The following is a 26,675-nucleotide window of genomic DNA, read 5'->3' on the forward strand; positions in this document are numbered from 1 at the left end:
TTTAAGATCAGGAGATAAAAACTTTTCGAAAGTAGAACTTTACAACAGCCTCTCAAAGAAGGCTATTGCAAAAGAATTTTTATCAAAGAGTGGATAAGACTAGAGGTTGGGTGGTAAGAGTAATAAAAGGGCCTATGGAAAAGAGGGGGATGTTTTTTGTTCTATTGGTTTGCTTTACTTTTTTTTATCAAACTATAGAAGGGCATGTAGATTCTTCTCCAGCTGATTGGTTGCCTTTAAATGGAGGGCAGAAAATCTGGAGCTTAAACCCCAGCTCTTTAGAGGCTCACTGCGTTTATCAAACTCTTCATCAAGATAAGGAAAGCGCAAATTGGATTCAGTATTTAACGGGATGTCCTAAGGAGCTTGTCTTTTCTCTGGCTAGTTTGGTTACGCAGGTCGGTCTAAGAAAGGATGATAATTTTTTTATTGAGAAAGAAAGAAATCAAGAAGTTGTTCGTTGGTTGCGGCACCAATTTTCTGAATCTCTACGAGATGAATTAGATTTGGGTAGGGAATTAATTTTTAATGAATTTGGATCGGATCCCAACGTTGAAGAAAAAATTATCCAGTATGCAACATTTTTAGATGTTCTATCTTTACGTGCTCGAGCAATCTATGTTTTGAGAAAAGGAGAGCGCTCGCTTAGTAAAGAGGAGCAAGATCTCTCTTTAATTTCAGCTATAAATACATTGTTGTTTGAAGAAATAGGGATACGTTACCCATCAAAAAGAGAAATGTTTGAAGAGAAATTTTCTCTTCTATCGTCTGTTGTGAATGGTAAATTTGGTGTTTGTTTAGGCGTTTCTTCTTTGTATCTGTGTATAGCTCAGAGATTGAGGATCCCTTTAGAAATTGTCACACCACCAGGGCATATATATTTGAGATACTTGAAAGGTTCTGGAGAATACTTGAATATTGAAACTACGGCAGGTGGGTGTCATTATGAAACAGAGCGTTATGAAGGAGTAGATGTTAAAAATCTGATCCAGAGGTCTTTGAGAGAGGTGATAGGTTTAACTTTTATGAATCAGGGCTCATTTTTTTTATATGCGAAAGATTATACTCGGGCAGCATTTTTCTATAGGAAGGCCTCGTCTATCCTTGGGGACTCTTTACTAAAAGAGTTGTTAGCTGTTGCGCTTATTTTGTCTGGGAACGAAACTGAGGGAGAGCAGCTTTTAAAGCAGTTAAAAGATGATAAAACACAAGCAGGTTCTATAACGGCTCAGTACTTGAATGGAAGGATAAATAAGGATGCTTTAGAGACCGTTTTTTCTGAGCCTAAAGATAACTATGAAGATCTAACCAGGTATAGAACTCGGCTTCAATCAGTTTGTTCAAGGTATCCAAATTTTTTAGATGCTTATCGAAAGTTGGCGTCTATTTGCATTCAGTTAGGAAGAACTAAAGAAGCTATGGAAGCTTTAGAGCATTGTTATATGAAAGATTCTGAAGACTTGTCGTTACTTCTTTCGTTGTGTCAGTTGTATTTAGAAAGGATGGATTATCTCAGGGCAAAAATAGCTCTGACGAGGGCAGAAGATTTGGCTTTAAAAACCCAAAAAGGGCAACACGCTGTGCGTGCGATCCGATTGCATGTATCTAAAGTTGCTCCTTAGCGGCTTTCAAGCATGTTTCAAAAAGTTTTTTCGTATAAAGTCTTTTTTATTAATATGTTCTGACGTTTTTTCAAGAGAGCATCTTTCTTTTCCTTCTCCTTTTTGAGAGAAGATATTTTCAATGAGAAGTGCTCTTGGAATTTTATAGCTTAGAATCAAAATCATAATACATGTTCCCTCCCATAGGGGATCGTGTTTGTTTTTATGAAATTTAGTAACAATAGGGTTTGTGATGACTAGTGGCATAGAAAGCTTTTGTAAAGTTATTCTTTCAGATACTTCAGACTTCTTTGGAGAAACCTCAGGATCTTCTATTACAACAAAGATAAAAGCAATAACAGTGGTGGCTGCTGCTGTCATTGGGATCATAGTGGCACATGTAGGATTAAGTTTTCTTTCTGGTAACGTGTTAGTTTGCGCTGTAGCAGGCCTTAGCTTAGCTTTAGCTGGAGTTACGTTGTCCGTAATTTCACTGCTTCTTTTGGTTAAACTTTCCAGATTTTATGTGCACAAAAATTTTGATGACAAGTCCAAGGGAAGCGAAGAAATAAAATCAGATTCTGCAAAGGAGGATCTAACTGCAAATTCTGGTAAAGAGGGAAGCTCAGATAATTTAGAAGGATCAGAGTTAAATAAACCAGGAGAGGGGTTGGGATCGAATGAAGCGGCTAAAGAAGAAGAACAGTTAGAAAACTCAGAAGTAGGTGTTCAGAATATGTCGGGGGGAGATGCTGATGATAATTCTTCTTCTCAGACTCAAGCTGTTGCGTAATTTGTGAGTTTCTGTTTGGAGTTGATAAGGAGGTAAAAATCAAATATTTATAGGGAATTTTTTAACCTCATTTATTTGGAAGGAAAGTTTTCTTTGTAGTGAGTGTGTGCTTTAATAGTTTGATTTTACTTCTTTGAGCCTCTTGTCGAGGCTTTTTTTATTTTTTCTCTAGATTAGAAGTTGTTTGCATATAAGCAAGGTTTCATTAGAATGCCTTGTCAAAAAATTTTTTGAACGGGGATTCTTGTGAAATCTTTCTGTAAAAAGATCAGGGTGTTTTTCTGCTCGAATAGAGAAGTGTTTTCATTAGAGGATAAGAGCTCCTTTGGTTTTTTCTTAGGTGAAGTCTCTCATTATTTGAGAGTCAAGCCTTTGGAGGGTAAGATCTGATTTCTTGAAGCATCAAGATTACAGCTCTAGGCCGGTTTTCCAATAGTTTTACTCCGTTTCAAAAAATTTCAAAATAGCTTCATTACAGCGGGTATTGGTGTGAAAATGACGATTATTTGGAAGTCTTTTTGCGCGTAAGAATGAAGCTTTTTGTGTTTTCGATACGCCCTTGGGCGTCGTAGTTATTTTTGTTTAGTTATATTGAAAGAGGAATGTCATGACTAGTGGCGGAGTGAAAGTTTTGTGTTCTGGATCCTGGGGTAATTTTTCTGCTTCATTTGGGAACCCTTTAAAAGGTGGGGTTGAATCGGTAAAGTCCAAAGGTGTTTCTAAAACAGCAACCGTAGCAGCATCTGTTCTTGCTGCAGCAGGGGGATTGTTGGCTCACTTTGGACCAGAGTTATTATTTGGAGCGATTGGATCATCTTCAGCGACAGTAATAGCTTTATCTGTAGTAGGAGTGCTTCTAGCGTTAGTATTAGCTGCTATAGTTTTTAGAAGTTGTCGAAAGAGTTCGAGAAGAGAGGTAGAACCATCTTTTAAAGAAGAAGAGCTTTTGGATGTACAAAAAGTTGATAGTTCTGAAGTACAGAAGAATAAGAAGAAGCGTAGAAAAAGAAGACCTGTAAGAGTTTTGAGTCTTGCCTCCCGTAAGATGAGGAAGGCTAATAGGAAAAAAGCTTTCAAAGAAGCGGAATTTTTGTCTCAAAAAATGCGAGAAGAAGAAAAGATAACAGAAGAATTAGAGGAAGGGGAGTTGGAAAGATTGTTTTTAGTAAGAGAAGAAGATCTTCTAAAGTTGATAGCCCATTATGAAATAGAAGAGGGAGTTTTAGATGGGTTATTTTCCTTGGGGTAAACTGTTTTCGTTGGTTTTGGGGCTAGCTTTGCTGAAAAAGCAGAGGGTTAGGAAAGTGTTGTTTTGAAAAATTTTTTTTACGGAGATTGTTTTATCTTTTTAGAAAGTTTAGGTTTGTCTCTTTTTGACTTTGTAGTAGAGGGATTCATTTTTCTTTTTCCGCTGTTAACCGTTTGGTTTTGTTGTTGATAAGTGGTTGGGGGATGATCTTATGTATGGACATCCCTTTGAATAGTTCATTTATTATAAGGAATAATTTTTTTAGAAAAAAAGAAGGGAGTTAGTTTTTTCGTGTTAAGATGAGGGGATTTATGAAATATATTTTTCTAACAGAAGGGTCTTTTCTTTTTGGGGCATAGGAAGTGGATCGTTTCTTTTATGCTTGTTTCAGAAAGTTTAAAAATAATTTTATCATGTTGTTTGTTCGATACGAGCTTTTCCCTTTATGGGAAATAGTTCCAGTGTGTTCGGATAGTGCCCGCTTTGTCTTTTCTTCTAGTCTTAAGGGCTAAAGCTGTTGGTTTATGTTTGTTTCTATTGAAGGAGAGGATGTCATGGCAAGTGACAGATTAAAGGTTTTGTGTTCTAGTTCTTGGGGAGATTTTTCTGCTTCGTTTGGGAAGTCTTTAAGAGATGCGTATGAATCTAAAAAGTCTAAAAGTGTTTCAAAGACATCTACTGTAGCTGCTTCCGTTTTAGCTGCAGCTACGGGGGTTTTAGCTCATTTTGGTCCAGAGTTATTGTTTGGAATAATGACTTCATCTTCAGCAACTATTATTGCTTTGTCTGTAATGGGAGCTATTTTGGCTCTGGTTGTTATTGTGGTAGTGGTAAGAGGTTGTTGTCTTCATGAAAATCGATATAAGCCAGAAGGTTTAGAGCACGACATTTCTGATGGCGATGTTTTTTGGAATGTAAAAGATTCTAACATAGGTGTGACTAGAGGAATGTGCAAAAAGAAGAAAAAAACGACTAGAAGAGCTATTAATCAATTCACATCGACAACACAAAGAGGCCGAGATTATGGCCAGATTCAAAAAGGATTAATGACTGTAAACTCCCAGAGTGATTTCCTTAACCGACATAAACGTCTTACAGTCTCTGACAAGGGAGGACGCGATAATCGTCAGCATCCAGAAAAATTAATGACTTTAAGTTATCAGAAAGCTCCTCGAAGTTACAAATATTATTTAACTTCTAACGCATCAGATAGGGATTGTTATCTTCTTCCAGAAAGATTAATGGCTCTGAAAACTCGAAATGGTTTGCAAGGACGTTACAACTTAAGTTCTGATATAAGTAATCGAGAAGGTCTTCTCCCAGGAAGATTAGCAGTTTTGAGATCTCGAAGTGGTCTCCATGGGTATTACCATTCAAGTTCTGATATAAGTAATCGGGAAAGTCTTCTTCCAGAAAGATTAGCAGTTTTGAGATCTCGAAGCGGTCTCCATGGGCATTACCACTCAAGTTCTGATATAAGTAATCGAGAAAATCTTCTTCCAGAAAGATTAGCAGTTTTGAGATCTCGAAGTGGTCTCCACGGGCATTACCATTCAAGTTCTGATATAAGCAGCGTTTTAGATCATCATCGTTCAAGCTCCGATGCAGATAGTTCTCCAAGTCGTCGTCTGCGGTTTATCTCTGATTCTGGAGATGTTTGCCATTATCGCTATCTAAATTCTTGTTCAAGTAGTTCTGGAGAAATTAGCGCTTCGGTAGAATATGCGGAAAGTTCAGATGAGTTAGAGTCGCTTTCTGGAGAGGAAATAAAAACTTCTTCAGAAGAGTTCGCTCAAATAGAAAAGACTACTCACGAGAAAGTTTCTCCTTAAGACTTTGTTGCTGCACTAGTTGTTCAAAGATGAATTTTAAGAGAGGCGGGCCTTTTCTTGGCGACTTAGTATCAGAATGTTATAGAATTTGTTTTGATGTAAATTAAATTTTATTTAACATCCCTATTGAAGTTCTTTAGAAGAGAACTTTAAAGCTTTCCTGCTGGTCTTTTTTTGTTTAGTCATCCTCAAGGAGCTCATCTTTTAAGAATAGAAGTAGGAGCGGGAGCTCTTTTGTAAAAAACTAGTTTTGTAGATCCGTTTTTACTCTATTTCACCTTGGCTCTTCTGGTCATCGATTGAAAGAGGTGGCTTGTTATGGTCAGTAATGGAAAGTTTTGTTCAGAAGATTTTAAAAGAAGGGAGGGATTGTATGATAGTTGGGGGTATTCCAGGAAAATTAGGAAAAGTCTCAGTCTTTGAGAGAAGTGCGGTTAAAGACTCAGTAAGAGAGGAAAGAATATCAAAAGTTAAGCTCGCTGCTTTAGCAATAGCCTCTGCGGCTGCTGCGGTTTATACTCTAGCGGCTGCTGGCCTAGGTTCTTTTGGTGCATTTCTTTCAGTTTCTGGCGGGACAATCTTTTCAGCTTTTATTGGAGCCGCTTTAATTGTATTAGGGGTTGCGTTAGTATCTGTTTCTGTCGTAATTTTGGTTAGACACTGCCAGGCTTCTAAATATAAGAGTGAGGGAGCTAAACCTAGAGAAGAAAGGGTGTTGGAAGCATCGGACTATAGTGAAAGAGGTATTAGTGACAAAGGAACTACTATTACTATTCGATTTTTAATTCGGAATGAATCTCCGGATATCATCCACGTTCAAGGATAGAAGTGTTCAGGATCTATGTTGTTGCTCCGCGATCTTTTGCTCAAAATTTCCGAGGGAATCAATACGGCGGAGAGCCCTACAGGTTCTAGGGGGCTAGGGGTCTTCAGAGTCGTCTGCGCAAACAGAAAAAACTATTCGTTGAAAAATTCTATTTTCTGTTGAGAGATGCAAGAGAAGCATCTCTTCCCTTTTTACTAAAATGTTATAGAAAATATTTTTATATAAACCCTTTTTCATTTAGAATGCCCCGCAAAGTTTTTCTAGAATGGAGTTTTAAGGCCTCTCCGCAGGTTTTTTCGCTTTCTAGGCTGTCAAGGAAGATGTCTTTGAAGGAGTAGGCGAAAGTTCTTTGTTTTCGAGGTGGTGGACTTTAGATTTTTCTGAGTTGGAAACTCTTTCTCGAGAAGCTCGTTTTGCAGAACTGTTCCTATTGGCCGTTTCGTCTTGGCTTCTAGTGTTAATAACTCCTTAGAAGCTAGACTAGTTTCTCTGGTTGGTCGATTAGAGGAAGTGTTTTCTGTCGAAGAGGGATGTTTTGCTGTTTTAGAGAATATAAAAGAAAGAGAGGATTCTATGACACTTGAAGGTACTAAAGGGAGTTGTTCTTGTTCAGGGAATTGGGGGGAGTTTTCAGCTTCCTTAGGGAGAGCTGCTAGAGGATTGGTAAAGGGGAATGAAACATCGAAGGTTAAGTACGCCGTCTTGGCTATAGTCTCTGCAGTAGCAGCGTTTTTTGCTTTAGCTGCCGCTAGTTTGGGGGCGGGCGCAGCCTTCTTTTCTGCTTCTGTTGGAGCAGCTTTGGTTGTAGTTGGAGTTGCCCTTGTTTCTGTTTCTGTTTTGATGTTAGTTAAACTTTATCAAGCTTTCAGAAGTAAGGGGGATGCGGCTAGTCCTGTAGAAAGTAAGCCAGAAGAGTCTCCAACTCAAGGTGGAGACGATGCCGCTAGTCAAGGCGCGTCTGGAGCGGATGAAGTAAACACTCAAAAAGCAGCCTAAAGCTAGCTTTTAATTAGTTTTTTGAAAAAGCCTCGTCGCATCGTATGCTTCTGAGGCTTTTCGTTTCTTTCTACCTTTTTCTTAAAGGTCTCTGTACTCTTGTTTTCTCTTTTCTGATCAAGAAAGTTTTCTCGGAGGGTTTTGTCTAGTCTTTTGGTTTACAGTGTTATAGAAAATATTTTCATATAAATCCGTTTGTACTAGAATGCTCCGCTAAGCTTTTTTTTTGGAGGGTTTTTTATGAAGCTTTCCTGTAAGGACGTGATGTCCCGATTAGGATGTAAGGATGTTAGTTTTAAGTATGTGACCAAGATGGAAGCTAAGACTTCCGTAGATAAGGTTAGGGCAGCCGTTGTCGGTGCAACTCTTCTCTTAGGGGTTATTTCTCTCCTTTCTGGGGTGGCTTGTTTCTATGGAGCTATTGCAGGAGGAGCTCCCGCAGTTGCTGGGGCAATTTGTATAATTCTAGGGATAGCTCTTTTGACCATTTCTACCATATGGATTGTAAAAATGTCTGGGTCGAAGGTGTGTAACTGCCTGGATGGTGGTAAAAAATAAGACTGTTTCCCAGCTTTTGGGAAAACTAGCCTTTGTTTGAAAGATTTTGATTTTTGAAAAAGAGGAAATTATGTCAGTTGAAACTAGTAACAACGTAAATATTTCATGTTCTGGAAAGTGGGGCGAGTGCTCAGCTAAGTTGGGCGATGTGTTTGTTAGCACAGCAAAAGCTCTCATGAACACGGAAAAACTAGCCAAAGCGAAAAGTGTTGCTGCTGTTTTGGTTGCTGTAGCGGGAGCTCTTTTGGCTGGGGTTGGAGCAAGCATGTTGTTTAGTGGCGCCATTGTTTCTTCGGCTGCAGGGGCTGGTTTAGTCATTATGGGAGCAGCTTTTGTTGCTGTGGCTGTTGTCTCCTTAATTAAGCTGTGCACTTCTTGTACTGCTGAGTTAGCTGAAGAAGCTTTGGAAGTGAGAAAAGAATTACCGAAAAGGGGGTCTTTTAGTGACTGGGCCTTTGGCTCTGTTTTAGTCAAAGAGATGAAAAAACCTGTTGAAGAGGCTGAGGGATCTGAAGCTGCAGCTGGTGCTGAAGATGCCGAAGCTGAAGAAGCTGAGAAGGCAGCTGAAGAGGCCAAGAAGGCGGAAGAAGCAGAGGAAGCAAGAAGGGCAGCTGAAGAGGCCAAGAAGGCGGAAGAAGCAGAGGAAGCAAGAAGGGCAGCTGAAGAGGCCAAGAAGGCGGAAGAAGCAGAGGAAGCAAGAAGGGCAGCTGAAGAGGCCAAGAAGGCGGAAGAAGCAGAGGAAGCAAGAAGGGCAGCTGAAGAGGCCAAGAAGGCGGAAGAAGCAGAGGAAGCAAGAAGGGCAGCTGAAGAGGCTAAGAAGTTAGAGGAAGCCGAAGCTGCGAAAAAAGCTGAAGAGGCTAAGAAGTTAGAGGAAGCCGAAGCTGCAAAAAAAGCTGAAGAAGCTAAGAAGTTAGAGGAAGCCGAAGCTGCGAAAAAAGCTGAAGAGGCTAAGAAGTTAGAGGAAGCCGAAGCTGCGAAAAAAGCTGAAGAGGCTAAGAAGTTAGAGGAAGCCGAAGCTGCGAAAAAAGCTGAAGAGGCTAAGAAGTTAGAGGAAGCCGAAGCTGCGAAAAAAGCTGAAGAGGCTAAGAAGTTAGAGGAAGCCGAAGCTGCGAAAAAAGCTGAAGAGGCTAAGAAGGCAGAAGAAGCAGAAGCCAAAAGATTGAAGGAAGAGGAAGAAGCAGGTCAACGAGCTGCTGCAGAGGGAGGAGTTCCATCGACTCCACCACAAACTCAATCGAGGTGGAGTTCGTGGAAAGGCTACCTCCCAGGCCTCAGCTCAACAACAACTACTGAAATATCCAGTGGAGTAGGAGAGTCTACTGCAGAAGAAGGATCAACCAGTGTTGTCGAAGGTGGAGATAGTGATGTCACGATCACAGGCGGCGACGGAGAAGATTCTGAAGAAGAGGATAGTAAATTTAGTCAAGTAGACTAATTTAGTAAGTGAATAGTTGCTTATGACTCGGGCTTTTTAAAGACTTTATGAGGTCTTTAAAAAGCCTTTTTTTTTTCTAGCTACGATAAGCTTGCAATCTTCCGAGATGCCTAATATATTAACGTGGACATCTGGCTGGTATTTTTTGAGAGATTGAGGAGCTTGTCTAATGGTAGAAGTTAGTAGTTTTCAAGGAGAGTTTCTTGGAGATTATAGAATTATCAAGCGTCTTGGGAAGGATTTATGGAGCGAAAGTTTTTTAGCGGAACATAGATTCATTAAAAAGAAATATCATTTGAGAGTTTTAGATAAAAGTTTGTTAGACCAGGAGTCTTTCTTAGGAAGATTTCAGGAGCTAGTTGTTCGATTAACGACTTTGGATCATCCTGGAATTGCCAGGATAGAGAATGTATCGTCTTTTGAAGGCAATTATTTTCTTGTTAACTCTTTCGAGGAGGACGGCAATGCTTTTGTTTCTCTTACTCAGTATGTCTTAGGCAGTCGTTCTGCTATTAAGGAGAGTGAGGTTGTGTCCATTCTGGAGGGCGTTGCGGAAATTTTGGATTACGCCTATGAAAGAGGCGTGGGACATGGAGAGCTGCATCCAGATAAGATTTTATTAAAGAAGTCTGGAGAAAAGTTCCGTATAGTGGTTCAGGATTTCGGTTTTGGAGAGTTATTAAGAGAATATCTGCCGAAAGCTTTATTTGCCTGTGATTTTCAGAGGTCTACGGCCAGGGATCTATACCTTTCAATAGCAAATGATATGGCTTTTCGTTCTCCCGAATATGGGTTGAGAAGTGACAGGGAAGAGGATGTGTACGCTTTTGGGGCGTTAGCGTACTTTTTATTATCACAAAAGCTTCCTTTAGGAAGGTTTGCAATATTTTCATCACAAAAAAGTTACTTGTATGACTGGAAGAGAGTTTTTGAGATTTCTTTTTCAGAAGAATCTTTGGATGTAAACTCGCTGTCTTCACTGATAGTTAAAAAATCTCCTGAGGCTCATTCTATAAATATGGCTACTGGAGATAGTGGGGCGGTTGAAGTTAAAGATATTGCAGAGGAAGTAGTAGAGAGCAAGGTTTCGGGTTTTGTTAAAGAAGAGCTTGCTGAAAGTGTTGCTTTGCCAAGAGAAGTTATTGATGAAGTAGTTAAGCCAGAATTTGTTTTAGTTGAAGCTCAATCAATTGACGAGGCTATGGATACTTCGTATGGACAAGAAAATTCTTGTGATGAGGGGACGGAAGGTTACTCGGGTATATTGCAAGCGATACTTTCTCGAGAGCCTATTGTTAGTCAGTATAAAGAGAAAGGGCGAGTGAGTGTTGAAATTGAACCCTTGCTTACAGAAATGGTCCTTATAGAGGGGGGAGAATTTTCTAGAGGTTCTATGAATGGTAATAGAGATGAGCAACCTATCCATAAAGTTATTTTGGACGCTTTTTTTATGGATATTCATCCTGTTACCAATGAGCAGTTCATTTTATTTTTAGAACACTGTGGGAATGACAAAGATAAAAATTATAATGATTTTATTCGATTTAAGGAGTCTAGGATTCGTAGAGCTGCAGGTAAGCTCATTGTTGAGCCGGGTTATTCTTTGCATCCCGTTGTAGGGGTGACGTGGTATGGGGCCTATAGCTATTCAGAGTGGGTAGGCAAACGACTTCCGACAGAAGCTGAATGGGAGGTTGCGGCCTCGGCCGGCTTGGCAGTAAGTTACCCTAGTGGGAATGAATTAGACAAGACGTTAGCAAACTTTTTCAGCTCAGATACTACTGCGGTGAAGAGTTATCCAGCGAACCCTTTAGGGCTATATGATATGGCAGGGAATGTTTATGAATGGTGTTCTGATTGGTATGGATATGATTATTATGAACACTCAGCTCAAGAGCCATATTCGCCTAAAGGACCGGTGCAAGGAGTGTACAGAGTGCTTCGGGGGGGGTGTTGGAAAAGTTTGAAAGAAGATTTAAGGGTTTCTCATCGACACAGAAATAACCCAGGAACGGTTAATGGCACATATGGATTTCGTTGTGCTAAGGATGTTCGTTAGGTAATGACAGGTGTTCTTGTGGATGAGCAATCGTATCTAGATTTGTGCAGGCTAGTAAAAGAGCATGACCATAAGTATTACGTCCTCAACGAGCCAAGTATTTCAGATTATGAATACGACCTTTTACTGAAACGGTTGGAGAGTATAGAACAAGAGCATCCGGAGTGGAAAGTACCGTGGTCTCCTACAGAGAAATTGGGAGATAATGTCCGTAAGGGTGTTTCTGTCGCCTCGCATCAAGTTTCGATGTTGTCGATAGCTAATGTCTACTCGATAAGCGAGTTAGGTGATTTTTTTGATAGAGTGGAAAAGTCTCTAGGTTTTTCTCCTGAATATGTAGCTGAGCTGAAAATTGACGGTATAGCAGTTTCTTTACGGTATGAGAACGGAGAATTCAAGCAAGCTCTTAGTCGGGGAGACGGTAAAGTAGGAGAAGATATCACGACAAATATTCGAACTATAAAAACGCTACCGTTGCAAATTACAACAGAATATGCTCTCCGGTTTCCTAGTTTTGATATTCGGGGAGAGGTGTACCTACCCAAAGCGGCTTTTGAAGAAATTAATAGGCTGCAAGCCAAGGAGGGAAAGGCCCTGTTTGCAAATCCTAGGAATACAGCTGGTGGTACATTGAAGTTGTTGTCCTCAGAGGAAGTCGGTAGGAGGAACTTACATATTTCGATGTATGGGATGTTTTTGGGAGACTCTTGTGAAAAGTTGATGTCACATCACGAGATGTTGGAGTTATGTTCCCAGATGGGGTTCCCCGTTGATAGTAGGCCTATTAAGTGTACAACCTTTGAAGCGGTTAGGGATTATATTCAGTGTATAGAGCAGGAGCGGGGAGATCTGCCTATGGAAATCGATGGGGTGGTGATAAAAGTTAACAATATTGAAGCTAGGGATCTTCTTGGGGCTACAGGAAAACATTATCGATGGGCTGTAGCATATAAATTTGCTCCTGAGCAAGCGGAGACTTTTGTGAAGGATATTGTGGTTCAAGTGGGAAGGACAGGGGTATTAACTCCTGTAGCGTTGTTGGAGCCCGTGTTACTTTCCGGAAGTGTGGTTTCTCGAGCCACGCTTCATAATGAAGAAGAGATCAGGAGGAAAGATATTCGTATTGGGGATAGTGTGCTTATAGAAAAGGGTGGGGACATTATTCCTAAGGTGGTCGAAGTTTGTTTAGCGAAAAGATCGCCTGAAAGTAAGCCGTGGAGTATGCCCAATGTATGTCCCGTTTGTCACTCAGAAATAGAGAGACGTTCAGGGGAGGTTCTTATTCGTTGTGTTAATCCTTTTTGTTCTGCTAGTGAGGTAGGTAAATTACATTTTTTCATCAGCAAGCCGGCTTTTGATATTGATAATGTGGGGCCGAAGATTGTTTCTAAATTATTTGATATGGGGTTGGTCTCTTGTCGATCTGATATTTTTCGTTTAGATGAGTCTGCATTAAGGAAGGTCCCGGGGTTTAAGGATAAGTCTGTAAAAAACATTTTACAGGCTATAGAGAGCTCTAAACATATCTCTCTGAGTCGGTTCATATTTTCTTTGGGAATCCCTTTAGTTGGTTCTGGAACCGCAGAACTTTTAGCCTCTCGATATACGACGTTGGAAGCTTTTCTAAAGGCGACTAAAGAAGAGCTAATATTCATTGAGGGCATAGGTGAGAAGGTTGCAGATTCTGTGATTTGTTTTATTTCTAACTCAGAAAATCTTCAAGAAATTGAAGAGTTGTGTTCATTAGGTGTAGTAGTAGAGCCCTATGAGCATTTTTCTGAGGATCAGGAAGCGTCTATTTTTTACAATAAGACGGTTGTTATTACGGGGGGATTAGAGGGGCTTTCTAGGCGAGAAGCAGAGAAAGCTGTTCTCTCTAGAGGGGGTAAAGTATCCTCATCTGTTTCGTCTTCTACAGATTACTTGGTTGTCGGCAGTTCTCCTGGTTCAAAGTACAAGAAGGCTCTGGAGCTAGGGGTAACCATTCTTGACGAGAAGGAATTCAAGTCTGCGCTTTAGTCTTAGTTTTATTTATAAAGATTTCTTTTTATTAAGAATTTTTAATGTTTATAGAATAGTTTTTAATACTTTATTGGTGTATAATATTCTCTTTAAAGTTCTTATGGTTTTTATTTTTTGTAAGGCATATGAAAAGTATTTCTTCCACAACTCCGGGAATTACTACCTCAACGGGTGTTGAAAAAGCAGCGGCTGTAGGGCTGCGATCTGAAATGGAGGTTCGTTCTATGGCGCTCGAAGCCATAGAGTCGGAGCTGGAAGCAGCAGAAAAAACGGATCTTAAGAGGCTAAAGCTTCTCAAGGTTGCCTGGGTGGTTTCTATTATCGTTGGGACAGCAATATTCTTCATTATTCCCATAAGCATGATGTTTGGGGTGCCTTTATGGCTTCCTATAGTGGTTTCGTTGGGACTCTCTTTAGTGCTTGGTTATACGAGCGGAAAAATTTCTAGTAAGCGGCAAGAGATATTACGTCGTCGTGAGTTTTTAGTAGCTTATCGCCAGAAGCTTTTAAGTGAGGGAGTGAAAAAGCCCCTTATCAAGAAATTTGATATCAAAAAAGAAGAGTTATTTTCTGGACTGAAGTCTAATTTTCAAAGGCGTTTAGAAAAAATCAAGAATGAGCTTCTTTATGGGGTAAAAGATTCAGATTCGCAAGATAGTTGTTCGACTCTAAATGCCCTAGATCTACAGGGAGAAACATTTGCACAGCGTTACCAGATGCAGGACTTATTGTTAGAGGAGGAAGGCAGTAGGGTAGCCTCTTGGCAAGAGTTTTCGAGAGTGGTTTCAGATATCAACAATAAGTTAGTTAAAGGTGAGTGTGAAGCGGAGACTCTAGATTCAGTTTCTTTAAGTGCGCTTATGGCTGGAGGAGTTCAGCATATTATGATTCCTCCGAAAGATTTTGCAGAGAAATTGGATAGGGTTCAATCCTTACTCAAATATGGAGCTCAGGTTATTTCCTCTGTGCAGGAGGATTTTAATCGATACGATAATGTTTTTTTTGATCAGAGTGTACTGAAAGAATTTTCTCCTCTTCCCCCTGCCGTCAAACAGTTTAGAGATAGTTCAAACTTGTTATTATTAGACATTTTGGGGCGAATACATTCTTTAGAAGGCTTAAATGAAGCCGTCATACAGCAAGAGGAAACTATAAGTAATATTCAAAAAACTATTGAGTCTAGTAGTCCTTTTGAAAAACTTTGTTCGCAGGTTTATCAAAAAGTGCAGGAGGTTCAGAAATTACTTTCTGAAGGCAAGTCTTCTCAAAAATATCGGACAGTTTTTGGTAGCATTCTTTCTAAATTAGAGAGCCTATATAGGGGGCTAAAAGATCTTTCTAAATTTGTCGAAGTAGAGAATCTTAGAGGGGAGTCGGAAGATTCGTCTAAATCTGTTGAAGTAGAGAATCTTAGAGGGGAGTCGGAAGATTCGTCTAAATCTGTTGAAGTAGAGAGCCCTAAGGAGGAGTCGGAAGATCCGAAAGAAGTTTCTTTGATTTCAGGGTTTTTAAAAGAGCTGAAAGAATGTGCAAACGCATTCAAAGAGAGTCTTAATACACCAAAGGATCAAGAAGTTATCAAAAGTCTCCAAAAGCTTCTTTCTAGGATCCAAGAAGGAGTTACGGAACTGCCTCAAGGGCAGTCTTTTGTTAGTAATTTGGAAAAATTAGAAAAAAATCAGAAAATTTTACGAAAGACGCAATGTGATCTCGTAGCAAAGCTCTCGGAACTTGGAAATGAATCTTTCTTAAACAAGGTTCGTATGGGAGTTCGAGGGTGTTCTGCTATTTCTTCTGAGATTAATAAGGCTGTTTCGGCAACTCCTGAGAGGAAGTTGTTTTCTTGTAGACTGTTATTATCTGCAGCAAAGAGACGTTTGGGTGATAGTTACTGGGGTGTTTCTGGAGCGAATTCTTCAGAAGTTGTCATGAAAGAAAAAGAAGCTCTTAACAAGCAATTGGTAGAGCTAGAAGGAGAATTAGAGACTTTAGAAACAAGTTTTGGAGTTTTTAAGGAGACTCAGTTATCTAGATTATTCCTTAAGGAGTCTCAAGATAAGCTGATGCAGCTGGTGGCAATGGCTGCAAGCTCTTCTAATGAAAGCTCAAAAGAAGATACTTTAAATAGTTTGAAGGAGCTTTCAAATAAATTGAGTCAGATAGGTTCTTCTCAGGGTATTTTAGCAGAATCTATTTTAGTTTCTCCTAGGGAGCTTCGAGATATTGTGTTGAAGTATGGAGAATTTCATCAAAGTATTCATGCCGTTTTATCAAAGATTTCTTCCTGCGTTGAAGAGGTCGGGAAAGGTTGTGATGGCAAGGCTATTTCTTTTAGAAAGCTTCTTTTCGAAAAAGACTCTACTTTATCTGAGAGAAGTGCTCGTATAGCTGAAGAGATTCAGAAAGTAAAAGAGACAGAACAGGCTGCTTTGGCTAAAGAGTGCCAGCAACCTGTAAAAGAGCTTCTTCAGGAATATTTACAGAAATTGAATAATACCCATCAATGTATGATGGATTTCGAAGAAGCTTTTGTCGAGAATGAAGTTGTAGCAGAGAAAGCTTTTTCCAAAGCTGATAGATTTTTAGAGTCTTTAGGCGAAGTTCAAAATTCGACGTCTATGGTGCAGTCTGTCTTGAAGGCGTTATCTTCTTCTGTAGAAGAACTTAGTGCTGATCAGCTTCTTTCTGACCCAGGGCAATCAAGAGGTTTAAGAGAAACTGATGAGAAGAGCTTATCAAGATCTGTTAAAGAAGTTAAAAAGATTCGCAATAAGTTGATCGAGGGATTGGAAAATCTTGCTGCCCAAGCAAAAAAATCTCTCAGAACGTGGAATTTATCAAAGTCTATTACGACAACCGTGCTCTCGTTATGTATGTTTATAGCCGCTATATTCTTATTGAACGTACAGTTGTGGTGGCTACCCCTTCTTTTTGTTGGGGTGGGAGCAGTCTTTATCGGTATCAATCATGTCTTTGACAAGGTCATAGAAAGAAAAACCAAAGCCATGGTAACGGAGCAGGTAGCATTGAAATTATCTGTTCAAGATTGTGTTACAGAATCTGATTTTGGAAACAAAAACGTAACAAGACTTGCAGAGTTACAACGAACCTTGGGTTTAGATGGCTGTAGTAGAACTTGGGCTCAGGAAATAGTCAAGGAATTGGAAAATGTAACGACGGGCGAGGAAGCCAAAGATTCTTTTGCTACTAAGAGTGATGCCATAAAGCAGTTGACCTCTTGGAAGAGAGAACTAGATAAGAACATGAAAAAACGGTTCCACACGGAGTCTGTTCCTACAACTAAAACTAAAGATCCTTCTTTTGACATTTCATGGCAGGACAGACAGGCAATACAGCAAAGAGAAAAGGAACTTTTGGCTAACGAAGATGCTATAGTCGGGAGATTGAATAGGGTGCAAAATCTCTTGCAGAAGATAGAGAATGAGCGAGCTTTTTCAACCTCTCTTAGTAGTCGTGTAGCTCAAGGAAAAATTCAGCACAGTCAAAATATTCGTGAGAATAATTTTTACGACTCTCTTATTAAACATTTGACTTCTAGTATAGAAATGGCTGTAGCAGCCGAAACTATGGAGGAGTCCTCTACTCGGATTTTAACTACAGGACATTCAAAATCGATCATTGATTTAGCTAGCCAGTGTCTTAAAGAAAATCAAGAAGAGAAAGGAGAGGCCATAGAAGCTTTTGATAGAGAAGTGTTCATGGCAATGGAAAAGAACACTATCAATGATGTCTTGAATTCATTAGCGATTCTTTGTGGTTCGAATGGTTTCGAGCCCTCACGAGGAGCCTCTGTAGAGGTTGGAGGAGGTTTGGCTACTTCTTTGAGCAAGATTAGACGTGGTGGCTGTGAGCAACTGGCTCCTGTAGTTAAGGTCGTGTTTAATAAAGGAAAAGAAAAAATTAATGAGGTTATTCGAGCTATTGAGGCCTTATTGAATTCTGAAGGGGTTGCTCAGGGTAAAACCTTAGCAGAATTATTTGTTGAAGATAGAGATTCATTGGATAAGGTTGCTGTAGCAAGGACATCTTCAGGAGTGCTATCGGTTATGAAGGCCTTTGAGAAAAAATTTTCTACGGTGTCTGGATTAAGATTTGCTACAACAAAAGTTAATACGGTAGGTCAAGTTAGAGAGGTCTTTGTAGGGCTTAATGCTCTTCAAAGAGATGTTGTAGCTAAGAATAAAACGGAGATAGGGGCTGCAGCAAGCTTTGCGAAAAAGCGGATAGGCCGGCTGGTATACAAAGAACATGTAAAGTTCCGCAAGGAATGTAAGGCGCTAAGGGAGTTATGTGCTTATGTCGAGAAAAGCTTACAAAATCCATCCTATAACCAGGAAGGGCTTTTAAGGAACATTATTAAAAAATTGTCTGAAACCCCGGTATACCTCTTGAAAGAAGAATTGTCCTTCAATAAGGCTAGGTCTCTTTTAGTAAAACAAAAGATTCAGGAGTATAGTTTATTAGAAGAAAAAAGCTGTTTCGTTAAAGCTATTGTTTCTGAAAAATCTAAAGAATTTTCGGAGCTGAAAAACGAGAGGACAGCCTGCGAGAACTCCTTGGATGAATTAAGAGGCTTGATAAACAATTTAAAGGCGCAGCAAAGTTTGCTGTAGAACGCAGCGGGGTTCTGCAAAGGGTTTTTAACTCCTTCCGCTTTTTAAACGGGTGACTTTACGAAGATACGTAGAAGATAAGATATTAGCTCTTGAAGTTTAAAAGAGTGGGTACAGTATCCTATGTAGCGGTCGGGGCGAACAACAAACAATGTTTCCGCTGAAGCATTGTATGCGGAGAAGACTTTAGGGTCTTTAGCAACGGAGACTTCTATCCAATCGCCGTACTCTTCCTTAATGGCTTTTGTTAGCTCGGGTCTGTCTTTAAAGAAGATTAACAAGTGTTTGGAACCTTTAATAGGGTCTAGAAGAAAGGATCCGTCAGGCATTTTTACGTCAATGGCCCTACTTCCTGGTCGTAACTCAGAAGTATTTTTTTCTTTGTTCGAGTTCTTGATAATGGCGCTGTTTGTGTACCGAAGGGCTTGATGGGGTTGATAGTAGTCTTTATTACTTGACGATACTTTAGAGTAACTTTTTAAAAACCAATAAACAACGGTTGAAGAAAGGGAGCCGTAAAAAGGGATTCTGTGAGATTTCTTCTGCATGTATTTGCCAACAACAGGGAACATGCAGCTTTCCTTGACTTCTTTTGAGGTCAGCAGGGTTTGGGGAGATTCTTTGCAAAGAACCAGGTGGAGCTTCCAGGCTAGGTTGCAAGCGGCGTGGATATTGCTGTTGATGCCGCAGAGATATGACAAGGAGAAATTATTAGATGAGTTCCCTACGAACAGGATGTTATGATGATGCTCTGGAAGAGAAAAATGGGTTGTTTTCGTAGAGGACCCTTCTGATTGGACAACTAAGTTATTAGTGAATAATATTTTCCTGCATAGCTTGGGCGGGGGGGTAGACATTCCGGACAACCAAAGAACTCGACTTTCTAATTGAGGGTTATAGAAAGCGAAGTTCAGGAAGCTCCCATTAGCAGGGAGGACATGCACATAATCATCGCTTAAATGGTCACTTTCTTTACAAAGGACAGTACAATTTTCCCGAGTAGTTTTTCGAAATTTTCCGCCGGCTTTTACAAGTTCTCTGACACTCCGATTGTCGTCGGCTTCGCAAGCTAGTATCCATTTAGGGGAAAGAATTTCCCTATTTTCAAAGTTGCTGGAGGTAGAAATCTTTTCAATAAAAATATTGTTATCGACAAGTGTTACGGGGCGCATGTTCCAATCAATAACACCACCGAGTTTTATAAATTTAGCAATTAAAAATTTTTCTAAAGTTTTATAGGTTGTTGACAAAGAGTAGGGGGTGGCAGATTGGGAGGGCAAATTAAATTTGAAAGCAATGGTTTTTTGGTTCCAGTTATACTGGGCGCCCAATAGTTTATGCCCATGCAGAGCAAAGTTTTCAAGAAGATCCATTCCTGATAGGAGCTCCAGGGAGGAGCAAGAAAGGATAACGGGTATATCTGAAACCTCAGAACTACCTATGGGACCTTCCGAGTCTTCGCGGTGGTCAATGACTCTCACCGAAAATCCTCTGGAAACTAAGTGGGAAGCTAGAATTAAACCTGTCGGGTTAGCTCCGATGATCAATACTTCAGTCATGACGTAAGGAACTCATCTTATGAAGTGTTTCATAGGACGGAGTATAGAGTAAGTTTGGATGAAGAAGCAAGCTTCTTTTATTATGTGGAGCTACTTTTTAGAAGTTAGAATTTGGGAGCGAGTTAAAATTCAACAGAGGAACAAAGATTTTACAAGGATTCTTCAAAGTGAGAGGCTATCGTTTCAGTAATGGCCTTTTCATGAGGAGAGCCGCCAAAGCCGTGTCCCGTTTCGGGGAAATGAACAAAAGAAACATTCTTGGGAGAGCCATATATAAATATCCTCCTTTGTTGATCGGATATAATTAGATCTTTCTCTCCTTGAAGATGTAGTATTTTGGTCGAGGGTTTCAGGTGATTGATTAAGATATAATCATGGATAGAGCATAGAATGCCTATGTCTCCCTCCATAAGAATAAGAGGAAAAGAGAGGAACCCGAACTCTTTGCAAAGGGACACTAATTGATCAAGGTTATTGTTGTTACTATTTCCTGGGTTATCGACTCTTACTTTGTCTAGTAGTTCTTTGAATAGTAGTGTGCCATCTGCTATGGGAGCCCATATAGAGATAGCTTTTACGTTAATTAGCTTTTGGTCGTATTTTTTTGCGATTGCTAATGCTAGATGGCATCCGTAAGAAAAGCCTGCAAGCCCCATTCGGTTAATATCAATGTCTGGATGTTCGGCTATTTTATTTACGATATCCTCACAATTTTGCATGTATTCCGTCAGAGGGACAGCTTCTGGAAGACCCTCGCTGTCTCCGCAGCCAGCAAGATCCACCCTAAACACGGCAATACCTCGTTTAGATAAGCTTGTGGCTACACGAATGTAGGAGCTGCCGTGTCCAATTTTTGATCCACGAAAACCATGAAACAAGATAACCGCAGGGAACCCCGCGGGCGGTGGTGTTGTTAGGGGTTTGTGATACACTCCTATCAAAGTCTTTTGGCCGCTCTCTAAGGAGAAGGGGTATCGTTTTTCGTAATGAGCGACTTCTTCTGGAAGGGGATTTATTGTGATAAGGTCGGCAGGTACTCCTGGGAGGCTGGCGCGGGATTCTCCAAACGTGAAGCTAGGCACTACTATTAAAGCTGAGATTAGTAGAGAGAGCCAGCTAGAAAACATCATGGTCGACCTGAATTAAGTTATTAAATGCTTGAGGTTTGCGAGAATGATACCACTGTCGTAAGCTTTTGTGAAGTTTTTTAGAGGCGTGTTTGTAAAATTAAAAATTTAGTGGCAAGATTTTATTTTTGGATGATTTTTTGTTAAATGTTTTTGTTTCTATCTAGTTAACAGTATCTTATGAAGAACTGTTTTTATTTATAGATGAGGAAAAATTTTTAGGAAGATGAGTTTTAGATGCAGTGCAGACGTTTACTCTCTTGTTTTTTCTAAACTTTCAAGGTAGAATTTTTTTGCTAATTTCCTAATGACTAAATGGTAAGGTATACGGTTTATCATGCATTATGATCCCTCAATGATAGAGCTTAAGTGGCAAACCTTTTGGAAAGATTCAAAAGCTTTTAAAGCTTTTGAAGACTCTTCTAAGGAAAAATATTACGTTTTAGACATGTTTCCTTATCCTTCAGGAGCCGGCTTGCATGTGGGGCATTTGATCGGTTACACTGCCACGGATATTGTTGCTCGTTATAAAAGAGCTAAGGGGTTTTCTGTAATGCACCCCATGGGATGGGACAGTTTTGGTTTGCCTGCGGAGCAATATGCTATTCGAACAGGCACCCATCCAGGAGAAATAACAAAGAAAAATATAGCCAATTTTAAAAAACAACTTAGTGCTATGGGCTTCTCCTATGATGAAGACAGGGAATTTGCTACGAGTGATCCTGAGTATTTCAAATGGACACAAAAGCTGTTTTCTGTGCTTCACGAGAAAGGTTTGGCATACATGGCAGACATGGCCGTTAACTATTGCCCAGAATTGGGAACAGTTCTTTCCAATGAAGAGGTGGAAAACGGACTTTCTGTAGAGGGTGGATATCCCGTAGAAAGACGAATGCTTAAACAGTGGGTGCTGAAGATAACAGCCTATGCAGATAAGCTGTTGGAAGGGCTTGATAGCCTTGATTGGCCAGAAAGTGTTAAACAATTGCAAAAAGGTTGGATAGGTAGATCTGAAGGAGCTGAAGTACAATTTGGTATCGAAGGCAAAGATGAAGTGCTTACCGTATTTACAACAAGACCAGAAACCCTGGTAGGTGTCACCTTTTTAGTTGTGTCTCCCGAGCACCCTTTAGTTCCCTCTTTGATCACGGAGGAAACAAAATCTTCAGTAGAGGAGTATTTGTATGAAGCTTCTAGAAAGAGTGAGAGAGACAGGCTTTCTGAGGGAAAAATCAAAACAGGAGTATTCAGTGGTAGCTTTGCTATACACCCAATTACGAAGCAAGTTATCCCTATATGGATTGCTGATTATGTAATAGTTGGCTATGGATTTGGCGCTGTTATGGGAGTGCCTGGTCATGACGAAAGAGATAGGGAATTTGCAGAAGCTTTTAATTTAGATATTAAATCTGTCATCTGTTCGGATTCTCAGCGTTGTATAAACAGTGATTTTGAAGAGTTTCGTTTAAATAATCTTCCTATTTCGGAAGCTTCTAGCTATGTCGTGAGGTATATCGAGGATAGGGGCATAGGGAAGGCAAAAGTGTCCTATAAGTTGAGAGATTGGCTTTTTTCTCGTCAGCGTTATTGGGGAGAGCCTTTTCCCATACTCCACTTTGAAGACGGCACATATAGGGTCTTGGATGACGATGAGCTTCCTGTTATTCCCCCAGAAGTTAAGGATTACAAGCCTGATGGCCTTGGAAAAGGACCTTTGGCCAGAGTTTCTGGGTGGGTGAATATTCGAGATCCTAAAACAGGAAAAAAGGCTGCCAGAGAAACGAATACCATGCCTCAATGGGCGGGTTCTTGTTGGTATTATTTGCGTTTTTGTGACGCTGTCAATACCAATGCTCCTTGGGGAGAGGATAAGGAACGTTATTGGATGCCAGTTGATTTGTATGTCGGCGGAGCAGAGCATGCTGTACTACATTTGTTGTACGCTAGATTTTGGCATCAAGTTTTCTATGACTGTGGATTAGTATCTACGCCAGAACCTTTTAAAAAGTTAGTAAACCAAGGATTGGTTTTATCGACATCTTACCGAGTGCCTGGGAAAGGATATGTATCTCCAGAAGATGTTGAGGAAAAAGATGGTAAATTCTTCTCTAAATCAGGAGAAGAACTATTGGTGCGTCAAGAGAAGATGTCGAAGTCAAAGCTGAATGGGATAGATCCTCAAGAAATAATCGCAGAATTTGGGGCAGACGCGTTGAGGATGTATGCAATGTTTTCTGGTCCTTTAGATAAGAATAAATTATGGTGCACACAGAGTATTGCGGGGTGTAGGAGATTTTTAAATCGGTTGTACGAGCTATCGACTTCTGACAAGGTTTGTGATCAACAGGCTAGTTTTGAAGCAAATATTTTGGTTCATAAACTTATTAAAAAAGTTTCGGAAGACATAGAGACCTTGTCGTTGAATACGATCCCATCGGATTTTATGGAATTTCTAAATGCTTTTTCTAAACTGCCCACGTATCCAAAAGAATCTTTAGAAGTAGTTTTTAAATTATTAGCACCTTTAGCTCCCCATATTTCTGAGGAGTTATGGGTTCTTTTTGGTAATCAACCAGGGATAGATCGAGCAGGATGGCCTGTCTATGAAGAAAAATATTTAGTTTTGGAAAATATTATTTATGTAGTCCAAGTTAACGGGAAAGTGCGTGGGCGGATAGAAGTTTCTTCTGAAGAATCTCAGGCGGAAGTGCTGTCCAAAGCAAAGGAAGCCGTTTCTAAGTATTTAGATGGCGGAAAAATAAAAAAAGAGATAGTAGTTCCAGGAAAACTCGTAAGTTTCGCTGTATGAAGAAACGATTATTTCGCTTAGCCTATGACGTTGCGCTTATTCTAGCCTTCTTGATCGCTCTTCCAAAGATTTTTTATAAAATGCTTGTCTATGGCAAGTACAAGAAGGGGTTGGGAGTTCGTTTTGGATTTAAAATGCCAGAGATAAATTCGGCTTCCTCGGACGTCCCTTTGATCTGGTTTCATGGGGCTTCGGTAGGGGAGGTTCGTTTGCTGCTTCCTCTGGTTCATCGTATGTTCAAGGAATACCCCAAATCGAGAGCTGTGATTACAGCATGTACGGAGGCGGGAGTTTCTGAGGCAGAGAGGCTATTTTCTCCTTTAGGGTTGACGGCTTTTATCTTGCCTCTGGATCTGGGATGGATAATCCGCCCTGTTGTTAATTTATTGCGTCCTTCTTTGATCATCTTGTCTGAAGGAGATTGTTGGTACAACTTTTTACACGCAGCTAAAGAAGAAGTTGGAGCTAAGGTGATGGTTATCAATGGGCGTATGTCTGAGACGTCAAAAAGAAGGTTTCGGGCACTGAAGGGGTTAGCGAGAAATTGCTTTTCTCCGGTAGATTTATTTTGTTTACAGGATGAGGTGCAAAAAGAGCGTTTCACTAGTGCTGGCGTGCCTGAAGAGAAGATCCGAATAACGGGTAATATTAAAACAGCCTTTGTTTCGGAAAAAGATAATGATTTTCTTCGTGGCTTTTGGAGAGAGCGCCTAGGGTTAGCCAAGAGAGAGAAGCTTTTAGTTTTGGGCTCAACGCATCGAGTAGAAGAGTTGTTGTGGATAAAGGCTTTTTCTGAGCTTAAGCTCTCGCACCCGCATCTTAAGGTTCTTTTTGCTCCTAGGCACGTAGAGAGAAGTAGAGAGCTGGAAGAAGAGTTAAGGCGCAACAAGCTATTGTATGGTGTATGGAGTCGGCAAGATACATTTGTCTCTAAAGATGCTATTATTTTTGATAAGATAGGCTGTCTGGCAGACCTTTATGCTGCTGCGGATTATGCTTTTGTGGGAGGAACTTTTGATCCAAAGATTGGGGGGCATAATCTTTTAGAGCCGTTGTTTAGAGAAGTTCCATTGATTTTTGGTCCTTACATTTTCTCTCAATCAGAGATTGGGAAAAAAATTCTTTCCTATGGATGCGGTATTTTATTGGGTAACACAAAGAGTTTAGTTTCTGATATGATGCATATTTTATCAGATCCTCAGGAAACGGATGCATGTGTGTCTGCTGGAAGGAATTTTCTTGAAAATGAGTGTCGGGCGCTGGAATACACTTGGAAAGAAGTAAAAGATTACATTCCTATTGCTAAAAAATGAAGCGTTAACATAAAATTTCCCCCTTATCGCGGGATAGAGTAGAGGTCATCTCGTTGGGCTCATAACCCAAAGGTCGGAGGTTCGAATCCTCCTCCCGCTAATTTTTCGATTTGAGGCGGTATAGCTCAGGTGGTTAGAGCAGCAGAATCATAATCTGCGTGTCGTTGGTTCAAGTCCGACTACCGCTATACTGCTTTATCTTTTCTCCTAGGATTCTCTTAACATTGTTGGTCTGCTAATAAAGTCAAGGGTCTTTGATCGCACAGCTCTTCGCTTCCAAAGAATTGTAAGGGACCGGGAAATGCGTAGCAGTCTTTGGTTGTTCTGATGTCTTCTGTTTTTGAAAGTTCAAGATAAGCGGCGCTGGAAGTGCTCACGCTGTCTGTTTTAATAACGGCAACGTTTTCGTTGCTCCGCTCTTCCATATGCATCATACTGAAGAGAGGAACTCCACCTCCTTCCCATTTGGAGTATTCTCTGGCTAGGCCTTTGACTGTAACCATATAACCAGTATGTCCCCTAACAAGGAAGAGAGCAGAAAAGATACCCAAAGTGACGGCATAGTTAGCATCGAAATTTGAAGGGAACCCAGCTCTAGACTCGTATCCGAAAAAGTGTGTTACGGCTTGGAAGGGAACAGAATCAGGAAAGTTTTTTAGTTCTTCTCTGACCAAAATAGAGAGTAATTCTTCCATAGCAATTTTTGAGACTCTGACATTCCCGTAAGAATCCCTAGCAAGCAGCAGTTGTGATCGGATATCCTCTGGTAAGGTAAAGAAAGTTTTCTTGGAAGGATGGGAAAGATGGTTAATGATGGCTTCAGGATAGATATGGCCTTGAGCTATGAGAGAGTTTATTTCTGTGAGTAAGCTCTTTGTGTCTTTTAGATGTTGAATAAGCCCTTCAGGAATAAGGATTATAGAATAATTTTTATTTTCTAAGGAACGCTTCCACAACGTTTCCGCTATTTTGAAGCTGATTTCTTTTAGCGTTAACCCTTTTTCTGCCAGAGACTCACTGATCAGAGAAATATTAGGAAGAGTCCTCAGAGAGCATTCTAGAGTGGTATAAGAAGCTGTTTGACCCATTAAGCGGATAAAGTGATGATATTTTCTTATGGACAGCGTATCCTTAGCCAAATTGCCAATCATTTCTGAGTATGTTGAGCATGAGGTGTGAAAGCCAAGAGAAGTTTCTATCCAACGGTTTTTTAAATCTCCGTCAATAGTTTTTGGCACACCGATAACGACAGTCTTGCAGTTATGGGAAAGAAAGTATTCAGCTAGCATGGCGGTATCAGTATTAGAATTATCTCCGCCAATAATCAAGAGTCCGTCGAGTTTTAATTTTTTTACTGTTTTAAGTATTGAAGATTTTTGGCTTTCGGTATGAATTTTTTCTCTACTAGAAGAGAGCATATCGAAGCCGCCGGTGTTATAGTAATTGTATATGGTAGCGATATCTAGTTCCTTGTATATACCTTGGATAAGGCCTAAAGGTCCTTTAATAAAGCCGAAGACTTTAGTTTTTTTATTAAAAACTTTAAGAGCCTCGAATAAACCAATAACTACATTATGACCTCCTGGGGCTTGTCCCCCAGAAAGGAGGACTCCGATTCGTAGGGGTTCTGAAGGCGTGTTTTCTCCTTTGACCAAGGTGACGGTAGGAATAGAGCTCAGGAAGGGCAAAACTTTCTTCAGTTGTTCTGTGGTTTCAGGAGATATGTGAGAAGGATTTATTGTTGGAAGGATATGAAAAGAACGAATGGTATCAAGAAAAGTTAGAGCTTCGGGTCGATAGCGCAGTCTTTGTAATTCAAAGTAGCTCTTATTTAGAGAGAGTAATTCCATTATAAAAATAAA

General features: G+C 40.2%; 17 protein-coding genes and 2 tRNA genes. 15 read left to right on the forward strand and 4 right to left on the reverse strand.

Annotation, left to right across the window (positions count from 1 at the left end; all coding sequences use genetic code 11):
• The first annotated feature begins 149 nt into the window (after positions 1-149).
• The gene (locus tag KJA58_RS01030) at positions 150-1,622 is read left to right on the forward strand and encodes a transglutaminase family protein (RefSeq protein WP_213357620.1); all 1,473 of its coding nucleotides are present in this window, start codon (positions 150-152) and stop codon (positions 1,620-1,622) included.
• Positions 1,623-1,628: 6 nt separating this feature from the next.
• On the opposite strand, the gene KJA58_RS01035 is transcribed toward KJA58_RS01030, so the two are convergent.
• Positions 1,629-1,787, reverse strand: a complete 159-nt coding sequence (locus KJA58_RS01035; RefSeq protein WP_213357621.1) for a hypothetical protein — start codon at positions 1,785-1,787, stop codon at positions 1,629-1,631.
• Between the two features lie 67 nt (positions 1,788-1,854).
• Between KJA58_RS01035 and KJA58_RS01040 the strand changes: the two genes are divergently transcribed.
• From KJA58_RS01040 to KJA58_RS01085, 10 genes are all read left to right on the forward strand, one after another.
• Positions 1,855-2,394 (forward strand): hypothetical protein, encoded by a 540-nt coding sequence (locus KJA58_RS01040; protein ID WP_213357622.1) that lies wholly within the window; start codon positions 1,855-1,857, stop codon positions 2,392-2,394.
• Positions 2,395-3,001: 607 nt separating this feature from the next.
• Positions 3,002-3,643: a hypothetical protein gene (locus KJA58_RS01045; protein WP_213357623.1), complete on the forward strand. Its 642-nt coding sequence runs from the start codon at positions 3,002-3,004 to the stop codon at positions 3,641-3,643.
• A 524-nt stretch (positions 3,644-4,167) separates the two neighbouring features.
• A complete protein-coding gene (locus KJA58_RS01050) occupies positions 4,168-5,475 on the forward strand; it encodes a hypothetical protein (RefSeq protein WP_213357624.1) in 1,308 nt (435 codons plus the stop codon).
• Between the two features lie 373 nt (positions 5,476-5,848).
• Positions 5,849-6,301 (forward strand): hypothetical protein, encoded by a 453-nt coding sequence (locus tag KJA58_RS01055; RefSeq protein WP_213357625.1) that lies wholly within the window; start codon positions 5,849-5,851, stop codon positions 6,299-6,301.
• A 444-nt stretch (positions 6,302-6,745) separates the two neighbouring features.
• Complete coding sequence (locus tag KJA58_RS01060) at positions 6,746-7,297, forward strand: hypothetical protein (protein ID WP_213357626.1); 552 nt, start codon at positions 6,746-6,748, stop codon at positions 7,295-7,297.
• Positions 7,298-7,537: 240 nt separating this feature from the next.
• Positions 7,538-7,855 (forward strand): hypothetical protein, encoded by a 318-nt coding sequence (locus KJA58_RS01065; protein WP_213357627.1) that lies wholly within the window; start codon positions 7,538-7,540, stop codon positions 7,853-7,855.
• A 70-nt stretch (positions 7,856-7,925) separates the two neighbouring features.
• On the forward strand, positions 7,926-9,290 hold the full coding sequence (locus KJA58_RS01070; protein ID WP_213357628.1) for a hypothetical protein: 1,365 nt from the start codon (positions 7,926-7,928) through the stop codon (positions 9,288-9,290).
• Positions 9,291-9,459: 169 nt separating this feature from the next.
• Positions 9,460-11,349 carry an SUMF1/EgtB/PvdO family nonheme iron enzyme gene (locus tag KJA58_RS01075; protein WP_213357629.1) on the forward strand — a complete coding sequence of 630 codons (1,890 nt, stop codon included), beginning with the start codon at positions 9,460-9,462 and terminating at the stop codon, positions 11,347-11,349.
• A gap of 3 nt (positions 11,350-11,352) precedes the next feature.
• The gene (gene ligA / locus KJA58_RS01080; protein WP_213357630.1) at positions 11,353-13,368 is read left to right on the forward strand and encodes an NAD-dependent DNA ligase LigA; all 2,016 of its coding nucleotides are present in this window, start codon (positions 11,353-11,355) and stop codon (positions 13,366-13,368) included.
• A gap of 128 nt (positions 13,369-13,496) precedes the next feature.
• Entirely contained in the window at positions 13,497-18,005 is a 4,509-nt protein-coding gene (locus tag KJA58_RS01085) for a hypothetical protein (protein WP_213357631.1), read from the forward strand.
• A gap of 44 nt (positions 18,006-18,049) precedes the next feature.
• Here the strand turns inward: KJA58_RS01085 and KJA58_RS01090 are convergent, their stop codons facing one another.
• Both KJA58_RS01090 and KJA58_RS01095 read right to left on the reverse strand, forming a co-directional pair.
• The gene (locus KJA58_RS01090) at positions 18,050-19,564 is read right to left on the reverse strand and encodes an FAD-dependent monooxygenase (RefSeq protein ID WP_213357632.1); all 1,515 of its coding nucleotides are present in this window, start codon (positions 19,562-19,564) and stop codon (positions 18,050-18,052) included.
• A gap of 149 nt (positions 19,565-19,713) precedes the next feature.
• Positions 19,714-20,694: an alpha/beta hydrolase family protein gene (locus tag KJA58_RS01095; RefSeq protein ID WP_213357633.1), complete on the reverse strand. Its 981-nt coding sequence runs from the start codon at positions 20,692-20,694 to the stop codon at positions 19,714-19,716.
• Between the two features lie 334 nt (positions 20,695-21,028).
• Between KJA58_RS01095 and leuS the strand changes: the two genes are divergently transcribed.
• From leuS to KJA58_RS01115, 4 genes are all read left to right on the forward strand, one after another.
• On the forward strand, positions 21,029-23,500 hold the full coding sequence (gene leuS / locus KJA58_RS01100; protein WP_213357634.1) for a leucine--tRNA ligase: 2,472 nt from the start codon (positions 21,029-21,031) through the stop codon (positions 23,498-23,500).
• Positions 23,497-24,813 (forward strand): glycosyltransferase N-terminal domain-containing protein, encoded by a 1,317-nt coding sequence (locus tag KJA58_RS01105; RefSeq protein ID WP_213357635.1) that lies wholly within the window; start codon positions 23,497-23,499, stop codon positions 24,811-24,813. Before leuS ends, KJA58_RS01105 begins: the two co-directional genes overlap by 4 nt.
• A gap of 27 nt (positions 24,814-24,840) precedes the next feature.
• Positions 24,841-24,913: transfer RNA gene (locus KJA58_RS01110), tRNA-Met, on the forward strand.
• 14 nt (positions 24,914-24,927) lie between these two features.
• Positions 24,928-25,001, forward strand: a tRNA-Met gene (locus tag KJA58_RS01115).
• Between the two features lie 30 nt (positions 25,002-25,031).
• Here the strand turns inward: KJA58_RS01115 and KJA58_RS01120 are convergent.
• Complete coding sequence (locus KJA58_RS01120; RefSeq protein WP_213357636.1) at positions 25,032-26,663, reverse strand: diphosphate--fructose-6-phosphate 1-phosphotransferase; 1,632 nt, start codon at positions 26,661-26,663, stop codon at positions 25,032-25,034.
• Between the last annotated feature and the right edge of the window lie 12 nt (positions 26,664-26,675).

The organism is Chlamydiifrater phoenicopteri (assembly GCF_902807005.1).
GTDB lineage: Bacteria > Chlamydiota > Chlamydiia > Chlamydiales > Chlamydiaceae > Chlamydiifrater > Chlamydiifrater phoenicopteri.